This is a genomic window from Agrobacterium sp. 22-221-1, assembly GCF_053522445.1.
The window spans coordinates 36,228-55,812 of sequence record NZ_JBNWCL010000008.1 but is presented as its reverse complement, the minus strand read 5'-3'; the positions used below and the strand labels follow the sequence as shown (position 1 = coordinate 55,812).

The 19,585-nt window shown below is 59.8% G+C and carries 15 protein-coding genes; 5 read left to right on the top strand and 10 right to left on the bottom strand.

Annotation, left to right across the window (positions count from 1 at the left end; all coding sequences use genetic code 11):
- Nucleotides 1–46: 46 nt before the first annotated feature.
- From ACQZ5N_RS14095 to ACQZ5N_RS14080, 4 genes are all read left to right on the top strand, one after another.
- The gene (locus ACQZ5N_RS14095) at nt 47–1,588 is read left to right on the top strand and encodes a hydantoinase/oxoprolinase N-terminal domain-containing protein (protein WP_448733228.1); all 1,542 of its coding nucleotides are present in this window, start codon (nt 47–49) and stop codon (nt 1,586–1,588) included.
- Between the two features lie 4 nt (nt 1,589–1,592).
- Nucleotides 1,593–2,687, top strand: a complete 1,095-nt coding sequence (locus ACQZ5N_RS14090; RefSeq protein WP_059761190.1) for a DUF917 domain-containing protein — start codon at nt 1,593–1,595, stop codon at nt 2,685–2,687.
- 1 nt (nt 2,688) lies between these two features.
- Entirely contained in the window at nt 2,689–3,777 is a 1,089-nt protein-coding gene (locus ACQZ5N_RS14085; RefSeq protein ID WP_448733227.1) for a DUF917 domain-containing protein, read from the top strand.
- Nucleotides 3,778–3,867: 90 nt separating this feature from the next.
- Nucleotides 3,868–6,612, top strand: a complete 2,745-nt coding sequence (locus ACQZ5N_RS14080; RefSeq protein WP_448733226.1) for a LuxR C-terminal-related transcriptional regulator — start codon at nt 3,868–3,870, stop codon at nt 6,610–6,612.
- Nucleotides 6,613–6,665: 53 nt separating this feature from the next.
- On the opposite strand, the gene ACQZ5N_RS14075 is transcribed toward ACQZ5N_RS14080, so the two are convergent.
- The 4 genes from ACQZ5N_RS14075 to ACQZ5N_RS14060 form a co-directional block, all read right to left on the bottom strand.
- Nucleotides 6,666–7,628 (bottom strand): hypothetical protein, encoded by a 963-nt coding sequence (locus tag ACQZ5N_RS14075; RefSeq protein ID WP_448733225.1) that lies wholly within the window; start codon nt 7,626–7,628, stop codon nt 6,666–6,668.
- An 82-nt stretch (nt 7,629–7,710) separates the two neighbouring features.
- Nucleotides 7,711–9,396, bottom strand: coding sequence for an ABC transporter permease (locus ACQZ5N_RS14070; protein ID WP_020812367.1), 1,686 nt, complete (start codon nt 9,394–9,396; stop codon nt 7,711–7,713).
- Complete coding sequence (locus ACQZ5N_RS14065; RefSeq protein WP_448733224.1) at nt 9,393–10,490, bottom strand: ABC transporter ATP-binding protein; 1,098 nt, start codon at nt 10,488–10,490, stop codon at nt 9,393–9,395. The genes ACQZ5N_RS14070 and ACQZ5N_RS14065 overlap by 4 nt, the downstream gene beginning before the upstream one ends.
- Nucleotides 10,491–10,591: 101 nt before the next feature.
- Nucleotides 10,592–11,584, bottom strand: a complete 993-nt coding sequence (locus ACQZ5N_RS14060; protein WP_135398230.1) for an ABC transporter substrate-binding protein — start codon at nt 11,582–11,584, stop codon at nt 10,592–10,594.
- Nucleotides 11,585–11,876: 292 nt separating this feature from the next.
- On the opposite strand from ACQZ5N_RS14060, the gene ACQZ5N_RS14055 reads away from it, so the two are divergent.
- A complete protein-coding gene (locus ACQZ5N_RS14055; RefSeq protein ID WP_174058565.1) occupies nt 11,877–13,010 on the top strand; it encodes an ROK family transcriptional regulator in 1,134 nt (377 codons plus the stop codon).
- Nucleotides 13,011–13,071: 61 nt separating this feature from the next.
- Here ACQZ5N_RS14055 and ACQZ5N_RS14050 read toward each other — a convergent pair whose 3' ends face one another.
- From ACQZ5N_RS14050 to ACQZ5N_RS14025, 6 genes are all read right to left on the bottom strand, one after another.
- Nucleotides 13,072–13,995, bottom strand: a complete 924-nt coding sequence (locus ACQZ5N_RS14050; RefSeq protein WP_338808606.1) for a dihydrodipicolinate synthase family protein — start codon at nt 13,993–13,995, stop codon at nt 13,072–13,074.
- Between the two features lie 64 nt (nt 13,996–14,059).
- Entirely contained in the window at nt 14,060–15,013 is a 954-nt protein-coding gene (locus ACQZ5N_RS14045; RefSeq protein WP_448733223.1) for a phosphoglycerate dehydrogenase, read from the bottom strand.
- Nucleotides 15,014–15,038: 25 nt separating this feature from the next.
- A complete protein-coding gene (locus ACQZ5N_RS14040) occupies nt 15,039–16,106 on the bottom strand; it encodes an ABC transporter ATP-binding protein (RefSeq protein ID WP_448733222.1) in 1,068 nt (355 codons plus the stop codon).
- 4 nt (nt 16,107–16,110) lie between these two features.
- Nucleotides 16,111–16,944, bottom strand: a complete 834-nt coding sequence (locus tag ACQZ5N_RS14035; protein WP_020812374.1) for a carbohydrate ABC transporter permease — start codon at nt 16,942–16,944, stop codon at nt 16,111–16,113.
- Nucleotides 16,945–16,961: 17 nt separating this feature from the next.
- Nucleotides 16,962–17,855 (bottom strand): carbohydrate ABC transporter permease, encoded by an 894-nt coding sequence (locus ACQZ5N_RS14030; RefSeq protein ID WP_142781174.1) that lies wholly within the window; start codon nt 17,853–17,855, stop codon nt 16,962–16,964.
- Between the two features lie 195 nt (nt 17,856–18,050).
- On the bottom strand, nt 18,051–19,373 hold the full coding sequence (locus ACQZ5N_RS14025) for an ABC transporter substrate-binding protein (RefSeq protein ID WP_304983020.1): 1,323 nt from the start codon (nt 19,371–19,373) through the stop codon (nt 18,051–18,053).
- Between the last annotated feature and the right edge of the window lie 212 nt (nt 19,374–19,585).

Here is a 19,585-nt window from a genome sequence, read left to right as displayed (position 1 = left end):
CCAGCCGCGCAGGCGCCCTTCCCTTGTCAATCGACAGGAGAAAGACATGCGTATTGGCATTGATGTGGGTGGCACGAATACCGACGCCGCCCTTATGGATGGGGCAGCGGTCATCGGCGCCTGCAAAAGCCCGACAACGGCCGATGTCGGCTCGGGCATCGTGGCGGTGCTGAACAAGCTTCTGGGCATGACGGGCGTATCCGTCTCGCAAATTCAGGCGGTGATGATCGGCACGACCCATTTCACCAATGCCGTGGTCGAGCGCAAGCGCCTGCTGGAAGTCGCCGCCATCCGCCTCGGCCTGCCGGCCACCAAGGGCCTGCCGCCGCTGACCGACTGGCCGAAGGACTTGGCCGACACGCTTGGCCGACACACCTTCATGCTGCGCGGCGGACATGAATTCGACGGGCGCACCATCGCGCCTCTCGACGAAAAGGGGTTGATGGAGGTTGCCGCCACCGTGCGCGAACGCGGCCTGAAGACGGCGGCCATCACCTCGGTTTTTTCACCGGTCACGCCGGAAATGGAGCTTCGCGCCGCCGAAATCCTGCGCGATGCGGTTCCCGACATCGCCATCTCGCTCAGCCACGAAATCGGCAGAGTGGGTTTCCTCGAGCGTGAAAACGCCTCGATCATGAATGCCTCGCTGGCCGAGCTTTCCCGCAAGGTCGTCTCCTCCTTCCGCAGCGCGCTGAAGGAACTCGACATCAAGGCGCCCTTTTTCATCAGCCAGAACGATGGAACACTGATGTCTCCCGACTATGTGGAGCGTTATCCCGTCCTTACCTTCGCCTCCGGCCCCACCAATTCCATGCGCGGCGCTGCGATGCTGGCCGGTGTCAAGGAAGCCATGGTGGTCGATATTGGCGGCACGACATCGGATGTCGGCATGCTCGTGCACGGTTTTCCGCGAGAATCGGCGGTTGCCGTCGATATTGGCGGTGTACGCACCAATTTCCGCATGCCGGACGTGCTGGCCATCGGGCTTGGCGGCGGCTCGCTGGTGCGTGACGAGGGTATGCGCATCGGTCCCGATTCCGTCGGTTACGAGATCACCAGCAAGGCGCTGGTTTTCGGCGGCGATACCCTGACCACTACTGATATTGTGGTGGCGGCCGGGCTGGAGGATATTGGCGATCGCTCCCGCGTTGCGCATATTCCCGCAAAAACCATCGAAAACGCACTCGACACCATGCATCGCATGGTCGATGAGGCCGTGGATCGCATGAAGACGAGCGCCGATCCTCTTCCCGTCATTCTGGTGGGCGGCGGCTCCATTCTGGTCTCGCGCGATCTTCCTTCGGCGTCAAAGGTTTTAAGGCCGGAAAACGCCTCCGTCGCCAATGCCATCGGCGCGGCCATCGCGCAGGTGGGCGGCGAGGTGGACCGCATCTTCTCGCTGGAAGGCACCTCGCGTGACGCCGTTCTGGCAAGCGCAAAGGCCGAGGCTTCGGAACGCGCGGTGAAGGCAGGGGCGGCAGCAGCCTCCGTCAAGATCATGGACATCGAGGAAGTGCCGCTTGCCTATCTGCCCGGCAGCGCCACCCGCATCCGCGTCAAGGCGGTCGGCGACCTGGTGATCGGTTGAGGACATGGCGATGAAACTCACACGCGAACATCTTGCCGATCTTGCCGTCGGCGCGGCTTTTCTCGGAACCGGCGGCGGCGGCGATCCCTATGTCGGGCGCATGATGGTGCAGCAATGCCTGGACGAAGGCTGCGAGGTCGAGTTGATCGACCCCAGCGAGTTGCCGGACGACAGCCTCGTCATCCCGACAGCCATGATGGGTGCGCCGACCGTGCTGGTGGAGAAAATCCCGTCTGGCGAAGAGGCCATCTTCTCGCTCCGTCGCCTTGAGAAACGGCTCGGCAAAAAAGCCGGCTACACCATGCCCATCGAGATAGGCGGCATCAACTCCACCATTCCGCTGGTCGTCGGCGCCCGGCTCGGTCTGCCCATCGTCGATGCCGATGGCATGGGTCGCGCCTTTCCGTTTCTGGAAATGGAGACATTCGGCGTTTACGGCATATCCGGCTCCCCCATGGCGGTCAGCAACGAATGGGGCGATTGCGCGCTGATCGAAGCCGTCGACAACAGACAGATGGAATGGCTCTCCCGCGCTGTCGCCATTCGCATGGGCGGCTGCGCCTATATTGCGGAATATGCCATGAGCGGCGCGGAGGTGAAGCGCACGGCCATTCCCAATACGCTGACACTGGCGATCCACATCGGCAAGGTGTTGCGCAAGGCGCAGGAGGACCACATCAATCCCATCGAGGCGCTTCTCGGTTTCCTGCCATCCACGCTTTACCGTTATGGTCGCGTCATCTTTCAGGGAAAGATCGTCGATGTGATGCGCGAAACCAAAGCCGGTTTCACCATCGGCCGCGCCCGCATCGAAGCCGTCGCACCGTTCACCTCGCAGATGGAGATCGAAATCCAGAACGAGAACCTGATCGCCAGGCAGGATGGCAAGGTAAGAGCCATCGTGCCGGACCTGATCTCGATCATGAACACGGAAACCGCCGAGCCAATCACCAGCGAAAACCTGCGTTACGGCCAGCGCGTCACCGTGGTTGCCGTCTCCGTGCCCGAGATCATGCGCACCCCGGAAGCGCTCAACGTGTTCGGCCCGGCCTGCTTCGGCCTGAAGGAACCCTTTACCTCCATCGAGGAGATCGACTGACATGGCAATCATCACGGAGCAGGACATAGACGATCTGGCCGTCGGCGCGGCCGTTCTCGGCACCGGCGGCGGCGGCGATCCCTATATCGGCAAGCTTCTGGCCAAGGCCGCCATCGAAAAATACGGACCGGTCGATCTGATCGCGCTCGACGCGGTGCCCGATGGCGCAGCCGTCGTCGCCTGCGGCGCGATGGGAGCGCCCACCATCCTCATCGAAAAAATCCCATCCGGCGAAGAGGGCGACCTTGCCCTTGATACCTATGAGGACCACACCGGCATCGATGTCGGCGCCATCATTCCCTTCGAGGCGGGCGGCATCAATTCCATGATCCCGATCGTGCTGGCGGCCAAAAAGCGCGTGCCCGTCATCGATGCGGACGGCATGGGCCGCGCCTTCCCGCAGCTCGAAATGGAAACCTTCAACGTCTACGGCGTACCGGCAAGCCCGGTGGCGGTGGCCGACGAACGCGGCAACCGCGTGCTGATCGAGACCGAAGACGCCGCCAAGGCCGAGTGGCTGGCCCGCGGCGTGACCATCCGCATGGGCGGGCAGGCCTATATCGTCAATTACGGCATGGATGGCGAAACGGCAAAACGTGTTTCGGTGCCCGCCACCATGTCGCTCGCCATCGGCATTGGCCGGACCCTGCGCGAAGCGGCCGCAGGGCATCTCGACCCGGTCCGGGCGCTTGTCGATTTTTTTGCGGGCACGCATTACGGCCATGCCGAAATCATCACCTCCGGCAAGGTCTGCGATGTTGTCCGCAAGGAAGAAAACGGCTGGTCGGTGGGGATTGCCACCATCGAACCCTTCGACACCTCGAAACCGAAGGTCAAAATCCGCATCCAGAACGAAAATCTCGTCGCCGAGGAAGAAGGCGGACGCGTGCTGGCGATCGTTCCCGATCTCATCACCGTGCTCGACATCGACACGGCCGAAGCCATCACCACCGAGAGGCTGCGTTATGGACAACGCGTGAACGTGCTTGCCGTGCGTGTGCCGCCCATCATGCGCACGCCGGAAGCGCTGGCCGTCTTCGGTCCCGCCGCCTTCGGCCTGCCGCAAGCCTACCGGCCACTCGGCTCTTGACGAATGCCCGGCATCAGGCGCTGATAATGCCCTGCCCTTTCCGGACATCATTTCGGCTGGGGCCGGTCGTTCAGTGACGAAAGAGGACCGATGCCGAGCCGTGTCTTGCGTGAAAAGCCGTTGCATGCCGTCAGAACCTTTACCGGCGCCGGGTTGCGCTTCAGCCCGCCGCGCATGCTTTTTTCAGGCATCGAAAGACCCTATCTACTCTCCAAGCTGGCCGCAGGGCTTTCCAGACAGATCGTCGTTCTTCGCGCCCCGCCCGGTTTCGGCAAGACCGCCCTGATGAAAGCGGCCTATGAGCGTCTGGTGGACGGCACCCTCACTTTGCCGGGCATGCGCGATACGGCGGTTTCCCATTGTTCCTGGCTCAACGCGTCCGGCATTGCGTCGCCTGAGCGTTTCGTCGGTGAATTGCGTCAGTCGCTTGGCCTTGCCGCAATGGCGGACACGCAGGATGCGATGACGGACGCCATGGAAGCGGTGGCGCGGCGTGAGGGCCTGACCATTCTTTTCATCGACAATGTCGACGAAATCGACACCGGCAGCCGATACCGGCTTCTGGAGCAGCTCATTCTTTCCGCGCCCGATGCGCTCCGTATCGCCTGCTCGTCCTGTTCTCCCGCGCAATTGCCGCTTGCCCGGCTGAAGGCACGCGGGGTATTGACGGAGGTGACCGCGCGAGAGCTCGAATTCGGGCGATCCGACCTGCGGCGGCTTCTGGCCCGTGGCGCGATGGCGGCGCTTGTCGATCCCCTGATGGAAATCACCCGTGGCTGGCCCGCGCTGGCGCAACTCGCCACCGGCATCGTGACCGGAGGCCCGACGGAAGAAGAGCGGCGCCTGTTGCTCGCCGGGACCCATGCCGATTTGATGGACTACACGCGCGAAACCGTCATCAACCGGCTTTCTCCGGCGCTCCTATCCACCCTGCGCCGATTGTCGCCTTTCTCGGAATTTCGTCTTGATCTCGCATCCGACCTCGGTTTGCCCGGCTTGACGGAAGAGGATCTGGCCATGCTGGAGGCCATGCATCCCATTATCGAAAACGGGCCGAATGGCTGGCTCTCCCTGCACCCCGTGCTTCGCACCTGCCTCGAACGGGACACCGCCTTCGTTTCGGAAACGGAAAAGAAGGCGCTGCATCGCCAGGCCGCCCTCTGGTTTGCAACCCGCGCCCATCTGGAACGCGCCGTTTCCCACGCCGCCCAGAGCGGCGATTTCCATATGGCGGAAGAAATCATCGGCAAGGCCGGCGGTGTCGATATTTTTCTGCGGGCCGGGCATCAGGTGCTGGAGCACCTGATCGATAATTTTCCGCCGGAAATCCTGCATGCATCGCCCGGCCTGATGGTCTGTTATGCCGTGGTGCTCTCCAAGCGCGGCAATGCGGCGGCCGGGCGCGAACGGCTCGATATTCTGAAAGAAAACGGCGAATGGTCCGCTGCCGCACTTGCCGCCGTCGACCGTAGCGTCCTCGACCATATCGACAGCCTGATCGATGTTTATGAAGACCGCCGCATGAGCGCTGCCGAGGCACAACGGCTGGAACGGGCCGCCGCCGCCCTGCCGCCGCATGCCACGTGGGAACTCGCCTGGCTCTTCAACCATCTCTGCATCATTTACACCCGGACCGGCGAGCTTGAGGAAGCGCGGCGGGCGGCGCTGAAGGCGCTCGGATATTACCGCGAGGAGAAAACGCCCTATGCCCAAGTCTTCATGCTCATCCATCTTGGCCTCGTCAGCACGCTGACCGGTGAATTTTCCGCCGCCCTGCAGTTTTGCCGGGAGGCCGAAGAACTGGTGGAACGGGTGCACTGGACGGACCGGAACCTGCTCGCCATCGTCCGCCTCGCGACTGCCGACGTGCTTTATCAACAGGGTGAGGTGCTTCATGTCGAGCAGACCCTGACGGAATGCGTGGAGCCGCTGATACGCGGCGAAAGCTGGGTCGACCTTTTCATGCGCCTGTTCTGGCTGCTGGCCCGCAGCCGTCTTCAGGTCAGCGGCTTCGACGCCGCCGCTGCCGCAATCGACAAGGCGGAGGAAGTGGCGGTGGAACGCAACCTGCCCCGCCTGAAGACCGCGGCTGCGATCATGCGTGTCGATCTGCTCGTCAGGGCCGGCATGATCGAGTCGGCGACGCAGGCGATGGAACGGGTGGAAACCCTGAAACAGGCAGGCGGTCCCGGCAACTGGACCTGGCGCGAGGCCTATGATTTCGACATCGCCAGCGCCCGGTTCGCGCTTGCGCAGGGGCAGGCGCCGCAGGCATTGCAAAGGCTCGAAGCCCTGATCCTTTCCGCCAAGGCGTCCGGCCGCGCCTATCACCGCATGCTGGCCGAAATCATGGCGGTACAGGCCTCGTGGAAAGCGGGCCGACAACAACAGGCCTTCGCCTATCTGCAATCGGCCATCGCCCTTGCCCGCGCTCACGAGGCGACGCAGCTCTTTACCGATGAGGGGCACGATCTTGCCACCACATTGCGCGCCATCGTGCGCCGTTTCGGCCTGAAGGTATTCAGCCCGAACGCGGTGGAATTCATGAGCCGCATCGTCGGACACGGCCTTGGCCGCCAGCCACGTATGGTGATGCCGCTGGGCGGCAATGACGACGGCGCAACACATGCCGCCGGACTGCTGAGCGGGCGGGAAACCACTGTTTTGAAACTTCTCTCCGAAGGCCGCAGCAACAAGGAAATGGCCCGCGATCTCGGCCTTTCGGAGGCGACCGTGAAATTCCACCTGAAGAACATCTACGCGAAGCTTGGCGTCAGCCGGCGCGGCATGGCCGTCTCCGTCAGCAAACATCTCAAGCTGACCGACCGCGAATGACGCCGACATCGATATGCGATGTCGGCCGGTTCACATGAGGTTCTTAAACTGGCCTACCCTTGAACCAGGTTGAGGCAAATGACGGTCCTGTCATCGCTGAATTCCGCCGTTGTCGAACCTTTGACGGACGGATACTCACGCAGCTTGTGAAAATCCGCCGCCTCGACACGCGCGAATTCCGTTTCCCAGGCCGCAACATCCGTCCCCGCCGGCAGGGACAAATAGCCGTCGGAGAATATTTCAACGCTCGAGAGCCCGCCTTTGGCGATGCGGACGTCAACCGTCCCCTCCTGCATGACGGTTCCGCCATTCACCGAGGCGTAACCCAGTACATGCCCTTGCCGGTTTGCGAATTGCGGCTGGACACGGATTCCACCCATCAGGAATTCCTCGACCGTTTCAATGTCGTTCTCAAGGCCGCTCATCCCGGCCGCGGCAATGACGACATTTTCCGCATCCCGCATCGTCATGATGCCGTTTGCAACAGCCGAACGCAGGCCTGAGAAGATCGTCGCGCGCGTGCGCGCCTCGGCCGCGTCGCCATCGCCGATGGCGGCGAGAAGCTGTTTGAACACGAATATACGCGCCGAAGTGCTTACCGTATCGATCAGCTTTGTGTGCTGAAACAGACGGGTGCCGTTGATCCTGACGCCGGAATCGCCGGCAAGCAGCAGGCGGAAACTGTCGCCCATATCCGCCACGATCGCCAATGTGGTCGATGGCGGATGGCCGGCATTGATGCGCTGCGCCTCCTTTTTCAGGATATCGCTGATATTTTGAAAAAGCGCGGGCGCAGCGAGCGTTTCCAGCCTGCCGTCAAGGCTCATCTCAGCCACGGCATTGGCGGCGGCAAGGGCCGCGATGCGGCCGGAACTCAGCCCGCCGTAACTTGCTCCGGTCGGGTCGGTCGCGCCGTCGAAAACGGCCAGAACCCGTCCGGGAATGAGAAGCGCCACATCGTCCCCCGGCTTTGCGGCGTTCTTGTATTTCGATTGCGAAAAGCTCGCGATATTCATCTTTCTGGTGTCCTTGCAGAGGGAGGCTGGCGGCGACACATAGGTCGCCGCTGCTGCAGTTTTGAATGATATTTGGATGGTTTCAGACGAAAGAGGCTTCCTTGTCTTCCGAAAGCCGGAAGACGACGAAGACGCAAAGTCCAGTGCTGACGAGAAGTAAGGTGGAAAGAGCCGCGGCCGTGCCGAACTCGCCGTCAATCACCTGAATATAGATCAGCACGGGCATCGTAATCGTCCGCGCCGTATAAAGGATCAGCGTCGAGGACAATTCGTTGATGGCGGTGATGAAGCTCATCAAGGAACCGATGATGAGACCCGGCAACATCAGCGGCACCGTCACCGATATGAACGTCTTTGCCGGCGAAGCGCCTAGATTGACCGCGGCCTCCTCGATGGAAGGTTTGATCTGCCGCAGGATCGAGGTCGTGGAGCGGACGCCGTAAGGCAGGCGGCGGATAAACACCAGCAGGATGATGATGAGTGCCGTGCCGGTAATGTCAAAAGGCGGATAACGGAACGTCGTGACGTAGCCGATCGCCATGACGACGCCGGGTATCAGATAGGGCACCATCAGCAGAAGATCGAGCGAGCCCGAGACTGCATTGTCCCGCCTGACCACGATGAAAGAGAGCAGGCCGGAAACGATGGCGATCAACACCACGGCGGCAATCGCAAAGGTGAAGCTGTTGGCAATCGCCTGCGGTGAATCGCGAAGAATGCGGGCATAGCTGTCCAACCCGAAACCGCCTGTGAAGACGGGGCCGTTCGTCGCGAGAAACGATGTGTAGATGACCGTAAGGGACGGCAGCATGGCGACAAAGACGACCAGATAGCAGAAACCGTGCACGATAAACGATTTCAGCGGGCGCATGGAGCGCTTTACCGGCCGGTTGGTCAATGAGCTGGCATAACGGCGCTTGGCGAGAATGTGCCGCTGCAACAGAAGTGCTGCCATGGAAATCGCAATCATCACCATGGAAATCGTGACTGCCATGGTCGGCGTGCCGGCCATTTCGGAGGTATATTGCGCATAGGCGATGGTCGAGAGCGTCCTGATGCCCTTGCCGAGGATTGCCGGAGTTCCGAAGTCTGCGATGGACAATACGAAGCAGATGATCGCGCCGGTGCTGACTGCCGGAAAGACCAGCGGCAAGGTGATCTTGCGGAAGCGTTCGAACGCCGTGCAGCCGAGATTTTCCGCCGCATCCTCATAGGATTTGTTGATGGTGTTCAGCGCATTTTCCGTCATCAGGAAGATATAGGGAAAGAACTTCAGGCTGAAGACCATCACGATGCCCGGTATCCCGTAGATGGTCGGCAGTGAAATGCCGGCGAAAGACAGGAGATTGGTGACCGCACCGTTGGCGCCGAACAGCATGATCCAGGCATAGGCGCCAATGAAGGGCGGCGCGCACAGAACCAGCACCGCGAAGGTGGCAATGAAGGTGCGGCCCTTGATGCGGTAACGCGAGGTGCAGAAGGCAAGCGGAATACCGAGCAGGCAGGCCCCCAACATGCCGAGCACGCCGATGACAAGGGTGTTCCACAATGCCACGGTATAAAAACGCCGCGTCAGCACCTGAACATAGTTGCCGAAACCGAAATCACCCGTCTTGGCGTCGAAGAAGCTGATAAAGAACACGCTGAAAATGGGCAGGATCAAAAAGATTGCCAATATGACAACGGCAAATGCCGTCACGCTGGTCCAGAAGCCCGGCAGTCTCAGGCGGAAGCCGCCCGTGGTTGCGGTCGCGGTCATATCCGTCATGACAGGCGCTCCCCGGTAACGCCCTCACCGAAGAGCTTGGTATCGCCCACAGCCCATGAGAAAACCGTTTTCTGGCCGGGCTGAAGGGCGATGATATCGGGCGACGGCTTGGTGATCGCCTCGATTTCCTCTCCCGACGACAGCACCGCGGCAACATTCATCTCGCGGCCGGTGAAGCTGACCTGCCTTATGGTGACAGGCAGTTCGATGCGGCGTTCATCTTCGGTCGCGGGCGAGCCAACGGTAATCGCTTCGGGACGGATGGCGGCAACGACCGTTCGTTGCGGCGCAATCGCGTCGACCTGCGGCAGCCCCACTTTGTGCCCGGAAATGGATGTCTGCCCACCCGAACGATCCAGCGTCAGGAAATTGTTTGCCCCCACGAAGGAAGCGACGAAACGGTTGGCGGGATTGTTATAGACCTCCCAGGGCGCTGCGGCCTGCTGGATGACGCCGCCATACATGACGCAGACCAGATCGGACATGGCAAGCGCCTCCTCCTGATCGTGGGTCACATAAACCGTGGTAATGTTCATGGCCTGCTGGATTTCGCGCAACTCGCGCCGCAGATCGACGCGCAGTTTGGCATCGAGGTTGGATAGTGGCTCGTCCATCAACAACACTTTCGGATTGATGACGAGCGCTCGCGCCAGGCCGACGCGCTGCTGCTGACCGCCGGATAATTCATGCGGCATGCGCTTGGCGTAGGGAGCGAGCTGCACGATATCGAGAATCTTGCCGACACGTTCACGAATCTCGGCGGAAGACGCCTTGCGCTGCTTCAAACCGAAGGCGATGTTGTCGAAGACGGAAATATGCGGAAATACCGCATAATCCTGAAAAACCATGCCGACATCGCGCTTATGTGCAGGCACATGTTCGATCGCCTGTCTTTCGATGCTGATACTGCCGCTATCCTGCTGGTGAAACCCGGCGATCGTGCGCAGGAGGGTCGTCTTGCCGCATCCGCTCGGACCGAGAAGCGTAAAAAACGATCCCGAGGGGATGGAGATATTGATGTCGGAGAGGGCAACGACATCCCGGTAACTCTTCTTGATGCTGGTGATTTCCACGGCGGCCATGTGCTGCTCCATGACAGATCCTGCACGGCCGGTGACCACGCTGGACAAACGAAAAGCGAATTGTGAATGGGATAAAGGGGGACGCCGCTTCTGCGCCGTCCCCGGCAATTATCTTACTGAACGTCGAGCAATGTCTCGTTCCACTTTTCCATCAGGCGCGCGCGGTTGTCCGCAGCCCATTTGAAATCGTATTTCGCGTCTGGAACATCGGAAAGCGGAACGAGTGCCGGATTGGCGGGAACATCGGTTCGAACCGAACGACGACCCGCCTTCACCACGATTTCCTGCGCTTCCCTGGAGACGATGAAATCGATGAAGGCCCTGCCATTGCCGGCATTTGGCGCTCCCTTCACGAGCGCCATGCCGTCAGGCGCGATTGCCGTACCCTCTTTCGGATAAACGATTTCGACCGGCGCGCTGCCAAGCTTGTAGCGCAGCGCGGCATCTTCCAGTGTAATGCCAACGGCCTGTTCACCATCGTTGACGAAACGCGGCACCGCACCTGAAGAGGTGGAAAGAACCGAGTTGCCGAGGATGCCGGTATAAATTTCCCAGCCTTTTTCCTCGCTGTCGAAATCCTGCAATACCGTTGCCATCTGAATATAGGCCGAGCCGGACTGATCGGCGCGGGCCGACGAAATCAGGCCCTTATATTCCGGCTTTGCGAGATCGGCCCAGGATGTCGGAACGGGAGCGCCTTTCAGGGCCTCCTTATTGACGATAAAGGCCGTGACGACAGCCGTGAAAGGCACCCAGTTCGCGCTCGGTGAAAAGGCAGGGTTGATCGACGCAGCCTCAACCGGCTTGTATGGCTCGAAAAGGTCGGCGGAGAAATCGATGACCGTCCCATCGACGCTCCAGATCACATCGCCCGCCGCCTTGCCGCTCTCCGCCTTGATGCGGTTCATCAGCTCCCCGGACCCGGCTTTGACAAGCTCAACCTTGGTGCCGGTTTTCTTTTCGAACATGGGCAACAACTCGTCCATGAGCTGCTGCGGGGCAGCGGAATAGACCACGACGGTACCTTCGGCATGAGCGAAAGCCGCGCTGGCAAGGAAAGTGGCGCCGGCAAAAAGGCGCGCGAAAATAGTGCATGATTTACGCATAAGGGGGCTCCGTTTTTTTGTTCCCTGACAGACCGGCCCTGCGACATGATTTCTTTTTGATTTTGCCTGTCGCCACCCGCTGTCTATTATTTATTTTCTTTACGTAAATTAATTAGTCAAGCCGGAATTTATTTTGAATGCGAAAATAAAATATCCGATTGAAAAAACACAATTTTTTATGATTTTCACTTACAACCCTTCAATCTCAACGACAGGTTTTCCGGCAAAACGAGGTGTACAATCGCACGATTTGCGCTAATCATCCGGCGTAACTTCTCGCGGGGAGACTTGTTTGATCGATCTCGGCTACAATGAGCGGCGTCTGCTCGAGATTTTGCGCGGCAAGGGAGGCATGTCGCGTATCGAGCTGGCGCGGGAGATGGATGTTTCCGCACCGACCCTTACCCGCCTGACGGCCAATCTCCTGGAATCCGGCCTCATCGTCGAAGCGGAGGAGGCCCGCAATGACGGCAAACGGGGGAAACCGTCCACCGCCATCGAAATCAACCCGAACGGGCTTTTCACGTTGGGGGTCTACTTCAATCCAGACGATCTGCGTGTCTGCGTGGCCGATCTCAACGGCACGATAAGGCAGGAAATCAGATCGGAGCTGGAGGGGCACAGCTTCGAGCATATTATGGAGATGGCCGAGGCCGCCGCCCGGCAAGTGCTTGAAAAAGCAAAGATAAGAAAGAAAGATGTGCTGGGCTGCGGCATCAGCTTTCCCGGCCATTTCAAGCGGGATCGCGGCCATGTCTTCCGCATCAAGCAGTTCGAAAGCTGGCGCGACATCGACGTCGACAAGGACTTCCAGCCCTATTTCGACTTCCCGGTCTTTCACGAAAATGACGGCAATACCGTCATTCTTTCCGAACTCTATTACGGTGCAGGCCGCAATATCCGCAATTTCGCGATGATCTGGCTGACATATGGCATCGGTGGCGCCCTGGTGGTGCAGCGCCATCTCTATCGCGGCACCAATGGCAATGCCGGCGAGTTCGGCGGGCTGTTTCCGAAATCCCATCCCCGCCCCTCGGGACAGGACCTGTGCGACACTCTGGCTGCTCAAGGCGTCGGCATTCGACGCTTGAAGGACATTGACGAAAGTTATGCCGACCATCCCGCCGTGGTGTCCTGGCTGGAGCGGGCAACGGATCAGCTTCGTCTGCTTTCATTGACGGTCGCCCGCACGATGGATCCGGCAGCCATCATTTTCGGTGGATCGCTGCCAGACTGGATTCTCGAACATATCGTGCGGCGTATCGGTTCTCTGGAAATACTCGGCGAAGATTTTTTCGTCGAGCCGCCGGAAATACGCAAATCGATCATGAGCGACTTGCCTCATCTGGGCGCCGCCAGCATACCGATCTACCGCGCCACCACGCCCAGTTATTATTCCGGGCGGGCGCTGAAAGGCTGGGCATGACATGCCATGGCCAGCAGAACTCTTTCCCCATTGGCCTCCCTGTTGATGACGGGGGAAGCCGCTACCTGGATATGCGCCGCCGGAATTCCTCCGTGCCCTGCATGATCTTGTCCAGAAGAGCCTCTATCGCCCAAAAACGCTCCTGAATATCGAACGTCACCGCACGGCTTTCGATGTCGCTTATGGTGCCGAGGCGCTGGTGATATAGCTTCGCCAGTTTGGGATAACCCATGGGCTCCGCCATGGCGGCGAGCGCCAGATAGACCGACAGCTCGTCAGCCAGTTCCGGTTGCCGGCCGGCTTCCGTCAGCAGCCATTTGTAGAGATCGGGATGGAAATTGGTGAAGACCCCGGTGAAACCGCGCGATCCCGCTTTCATGGCGTCGAATGCAATTGCCGCATTGGCGTTGACGATGGCGAGCGGCGTATTCGCGGTGAGCGCTACACGCCGCTTGACCGTTTCAAGATCACAGGAGACATCCTTGAGGATAACAAAGCGACCGCTATTGGCGCAGAAGGAAATTTCGGCATCGGTCATGAGACGGCGATAGGGCGCCGGGCATTCGTAGAGACCAAGCGGCAGGTCGGAAGGCAGACGCTCGAGAAGCCAGCCAAGATCGTCGAGAAACTTCGAGCCGCCCTCCTGCCGGGCATCCAGCCGGTTGGTGACAAGCACCATGCCGTCAACACCCGTCTGCGCGATGGCATTGAGCTCTTTCTGCTGATCCTCAAGCGTCTCGCTGATATGGCCCGAGGCAATGACGGGAATGCGGCCGGCTGCGGCCTTCTTAACAAAAGCAGCCAGTTCCACGCGCTCCTCAAGGGTGAGGAACATCATCTCAGAAGACTGGCAAACGGCAAACAGCGCGTCCGATCCATTGGCGATGTACCATTCCACGAGATTGGCGACGCCCTCGAAATCTATCTTGCCGCCCCTGAAGGGGGTAATCATCACGGGAATGATGCCTTCGATACGCTTGGTCATTGTTTTCGTCCTGTCAAACATATGTGGTCCCGGCATTCCGATGCGGAAGCCTTGCCGGCGTGGATCAGAGCTGGTTGCGTGGCTGGCGGTTCGCGAGCACATCGATCACGGCCTCGGCGGTAATCCGGCCGATGGAGGTGTAGGTTTCGTAGGTTTCCGCTGCCGTATGCGGCGTGGTGACGATCTGCGGCAGGGTGAAGAGCGGATTATCGGGCAAGGCAGGCTCCATCTCATAGACATCGATCGCCGCTGCCTGAAGATGGCCGCTGACGATGGCGTCGTAAAGCGCCTTCTCATCCACAAGGGCGCCGCGCGCCGTGTTTATGAAGATCGAGCCGGGTTTCATCCGGGCAAAACGGCCGGCATCCATGAGACGGCGCGTCTCCGGCAGGCTCGGCATCATCATCACGAGAATGTCGGAAGACGAAAGCACCTCATCCATCTCGCACATCCGCACGCCAAGCTTCGTTGCGGCAGCCTGGTCGGGAAACTTGTCGTAAGCGATCACCTCCACATCGAAACCGGAGAGCTTGCGCGCGATCTTGCGGGCGATATTACCGAAACCGAGGAGGCCGATGCGGCGGCCGATCAGTTCCTGCCCGACGAAACGGTCCCAGGCGCCACCGCGCAAGGCATCGTGCAGATAGGGTATCCGGCGCATTGCCGAAAGGATCAGTCCGAGCGTCAGTTCGGCCACCGCATTGGCATTGCCGCCCGGCGCATTCGTCACCGCGATGCCATGCCGGTGGGCCGCATCGATATCGATATTATCGACACCAACGCCAAAACGCGCAATCGCCTTCAGTCGCGGGGCAAGGTCGAAAACACGGTCGTTCCAGGTATCGACACCGGCGATAACGGCATCGACATCGCCAAGTCTTGCCGATAATTCGTCAAATGTCATCGGCCGCCCGAAGCCGTTTTCAACGACGTCGATACCTTCCGCCTCCAGCATCGCCTTGGCGTCCGCGCAATAGCGGGAATAATTCGTTGCCGTTACCAGTACGGTCTTGCTCATTGCAGTGTCTCTCGGAAAATCGGAATTAAGTACGTGCGCCGGCCTGATCGAACAGAACGCAGCGATCGGGATCGAAACTCACGGTCAGGATTTCGCCCGGCGCAGGCGCCATGTCGCCCGGCAGACGGCAATTCAGCCGGTTGCCGGCAATATCCAGCAAGGCGAGCGTGTCGGCTCCCAATGGTTCGATCAGTTGAACGGGACCGGAAATCGTGGCGGAAGACGAAGCCCGATGGGCCGAATCCAGCGAAAGATGTTCTGGCCGCACGCCGAGTTCCGCTGCACCTTCATAGTCCCGGCGTTCGACCGAAACGGGGATGCGCGTGCCATCCGGCAGGGTTGCGACCCCCTTCGAAAGCTGCACGGGCAGGAAATTCATGGCCGGCGCCCCGATAAAACCGGCGACGAAACGGGTTCTCGGGTTGCGGTAAAGCTCCTGCGGCGCACCGATCTGCTGGATGTGACCGTCCTTCAGCACGACGATACGATCGGCCATGGTCATGGCTTCCACCTGATCGTGGGTGACATAGATCATGGTGCTGCCGAGCCGCTGGTGAAGCTGCTTGATTTCCGCACGCAGATCGACACGCAGCTGGGCGTCGAGATTGGAGAGCGGCTCATCGAAGAGAAAAACCTTCGGTCCGCGCACCATGGCGCGCCCCATCGCCACACGCTGGCGTTGGCCACCGGAAAGTTCGCGCGGGCGTCGCTTCAGCAGATGGGTAAGCTGCAGGGTGCGCGACACGTCTTCGACGCGCTGCTTCACCTGCGCTTCCGGCACACCGTTCATCCGCAGAGCAAAGCCGATGTTCTTTTCCACGGTCATATGCGGATAAAGCGCATATTCCTGAAACACCATCGCAACATCCCGCTCCCAGGGACGAAGCCTGTTGACGACCGTTCCGTCAATGGAGATCGAACCCTCCTGAAAATTCTCCAGGCCGGCAATCATGCGCAGCAGCGTCGATTTTCCGCAGCCGGAAGGACCGACGAAGACAATGAATTCGCCATCGACAATATCAAAGGAGAGGCCATGGATGACACGGTGCGCGCCGTAAGCCTTGACGACGTTCTGAATGGAAAGAGTGGCCATGGAATTATCCTTTGACTGCCCCTGCGGACAGGCCCGCGACAAGGCGGCGCTGGACGAGCAGGGTAAGAATGAGCGGCGGAAGAGCGATCATGGTTGCGGCGGCCATCAGCGCACCCCAGTTGGTGACGCCCTCACCAATGAAATTGAACGACGCGACGATGGCGGTCTTGGTGTCGAAGCCGGAGAGCGCCAGAGCGAACAGGAAATAGTTCCAGGTGAAGATGAAACAGAGAATGGATGACACCACCACGCCGGGCATGACCACCGGAAGAACGATGCGCCAGAGCACCGACAGCGGACGGCAACCGTCCATCTGGGCGGCTTCCACCAGTTCGCGCGGCATGGCGTCGAAATAGGGCAGCATCGTCCACAGGGCGACCGGCATGGCGATGACGGCATGGGTCAGGATCAACACCGTGTAGGAACCGACAAGCCCGAGTTCGGAAAAGATGATGAACCAGGGCAGCAGGAACAGCGTGCCCGGCGCCATGCGTGAAAACAGCGCCAGTGTCGCGGGCCATGTGGTGCGATGCCAGGAGACGGCAAAGGCCGCCGGAAATGCGAGCAGGATGCCGAGCAATGTCGCGCCCGTCGAAACGATGAGCGAATTCAGCGTATTGGACAGAAATTCCGTGCGCTCGAAAAGCTGCCGGTAATTGTCCAGGGTGGGTGTGAAAAAGAGGCTCGGCGGCAGCTTCGTCACCTCGTAACGATCCTTGAAGGACGACAGGATCATCCAGAGGATCGGGGTGATCGCGGCGATGACCAGAATGGCGGTGCTCAGGCCGCCGCGCAGTCTTTCAGCAAGGGAAGGCTGATATGCCTCGTGTTCGTGCATGAAAATTCCTCCTCGATTTACCAGGTGACGGCCTGTCGCAGCCGCGAAAAGGCGACGACGGTGACCATGACGACGGCTGCGAGCGTGATCATGCCGGCCGAGGCGTAGCCGAAACGGGAAAACTCGAAGCCCTGCTGGTAGGCATAGATATTGAGCGTGGTCGACGCATTGCCCGGCCCCCCGCGCGTGGTGATGTAGATCACGTCGAAGAAACGCAGCAGGTCGACCGACCGCAGGATCGCGGCGGACAGGAGCGTCGGCGCAAGCAACGGCAGGGTGATGTGAACGAGCCTCTTCCAGCCGATGACGCCATCGATCTCCGCCGCCTCGAACACCTTCGTCGGCAGGGACTGAAGGCCGCCCAGAACCAGAAGTCCGATCAGCGGCGACCATTGCCATGTGTCGACGGCGGCAACCGTCAGAAGGACCCACTTTGGATCGGCGAGCCAGAGGCTTGGGCCGATCCCCACCTGCCCGAGCAGCCAGTTCGCAACGCCGACGGCCGGATCGAGAATGACGATCGCCATCATGCCCACGACCACCGGCGGCATCATGAAGGGCATAACAGCCACCGTGCGAACGAGATTGCGCGCGCTACGCACCCGGTTGAGGGTGAAACCAAGCCAGGTACCGATCACCATCTGCATGGCGAGCGCAAGTCCATAAAGCACCCATGTCAGAATGAAGGCATTGTGGAATTCCCCGTCTGAAAGCAGCTCGAGATAATTCGCAAGACCGACGAAGCGATCATCCATGCCGAGCGAGTTTTCGCGCAGCGAAATCCAGATCGCATAAAGAATGGGGAAAACGATCATCAAGCCGACGAATGCCACGGCGGGCGCCATCATCCAGCGAAAGGAAAGAACGGTCTGGCCGGGGCCGGAGATGCGGGAAGGCATCGGAGCGGTCATCACACGGGGATCCCTCATGAAAATGATATTTGTGTCTGCAATTGCGTGGCCCAAGCCGCGCCAGACCGCACGCCGTGAAACTGACCGGCGGCCTGTGCAACGATTGGGGAGAGCAATATTTCCCGCCGGGGATCCGGCTCCGGACTTTGCAGCACGGAACCGGATTTCCCGGGAGGAATTCCTGGAGCCGGCGAATTATTGCAGGGCGAACAGGGCCTTGTCCGCCTCGCAGGCGCCATCCTTGATCGTATTGTTGCCGAGCAGATAATCCTGAACCACCTTGCCGATGATCTCGCGGGTCTGCGGCACCTTGTCGGTCGGCGATGCGTAGTCGCCGGTGCCGGTTTTGCTGATCTGCCTGATGGCGTCGGCCCAGCTCTTGCGGATCGGCAATTCGTCGGTGAATTTTTTCATATCCGCACCGTCAAAGACCGAGCTGCGTGGCGGCGCGACACCGGCCTGAATGAGACGGGCCTCGATCTCCGGCGACGTCGCCCATTGCATGAACAGCCAGGTGGCCTCCTTGCGTTTGGAGAAATTCGACATCGACAGACCCCAGCCGAAGGCGACGGGCTTGGAAATGCCGGTTTCCTTGCCGGGCGGCAGCACCTTGATGGCAAGATCTTCAGCACGGCCGGGGAATTTGACTATATTGGAGAATTCGTTGGAGGACTCATGCGTCATGGCGACCTTGCCCTGACCGAGAAGCTCGACGACCTGCGGGAAGGAATGGTTGGAAGCACCGACGGCGCCATAGGTTTTCAGAAGATCGCCATACATCTGCAGGCCGGCTATGGTCTTTTCCTGGCACAGGCCCGGCTTGGTCTTGTCCGCGGACTTGAAGTCGCCGCCAAGATTGAAGACGAAAGACGCCATCGGATAGGGTATAGCATTGCGCACGCCGCGCGCCGTCCAGGCGTTGACCGACTTGTCGCATTCCGAGATTGTTTTTGCGGCGGCGGGAATGTCTTCGAGATATTGCGGTTCAGGAACATTGCACTTGGCGAAAATATCCTTGCGCCAGTAGAACAGCGGACCTTCGACATTGATCGGCACGCCGGTCAGCTTGCCATCAAAAATCTCGTTCTTGCGCAGCCCCTCGCCGAAATCCTCGAAATTGAAATCCGGCGAGGTCAGGCTCGCATCCTTCAGCAGCGGGTTGAGATCGGCATACCAGCCAGCTTTGTTATAGACCGCGCCCTCACGGATTTTCAGCGAAATGAAGGCATCGACATCGGATGACCTGGCCTGCATGAGCGTCGACAGACGTGCGCGGATCGGGTCTTCATTGAGAATCTCGACGCGAACCTTGATGCCGGTCTTTTCCGTGAATTCACTGGTCATATCCTTGATGGCATTCGGCCAGGGATGGTTCGTGAACAGAACATTTATTGTCTGGCCTTCCTGTGAACGCCAGTTGAAATCGGCGGCTCCCGCAATCGAACCGGTAAAAACGACGCATGATGCAAGGGCTGCCATTTTTGACGCCGCCGCCAGACTGTTTCTGAAAAATTTCATGTCAATCATATCCTCCCAAATCTCGGTTATTTTCCTCAATGACGTATCGCCCCCGGATGAGAATGCGGGTTCATACCTCCCCCTCCCGGTCGGCGCGGATTTGCTGCGCGACCGCATCTCCTCCCTCAAGACAGACGGAAGCTAGCAGGAAAATTTCACTGCCGCAATAGCTAACATGTTACCTTGATTGATAGTGACATTCCACACGCGGC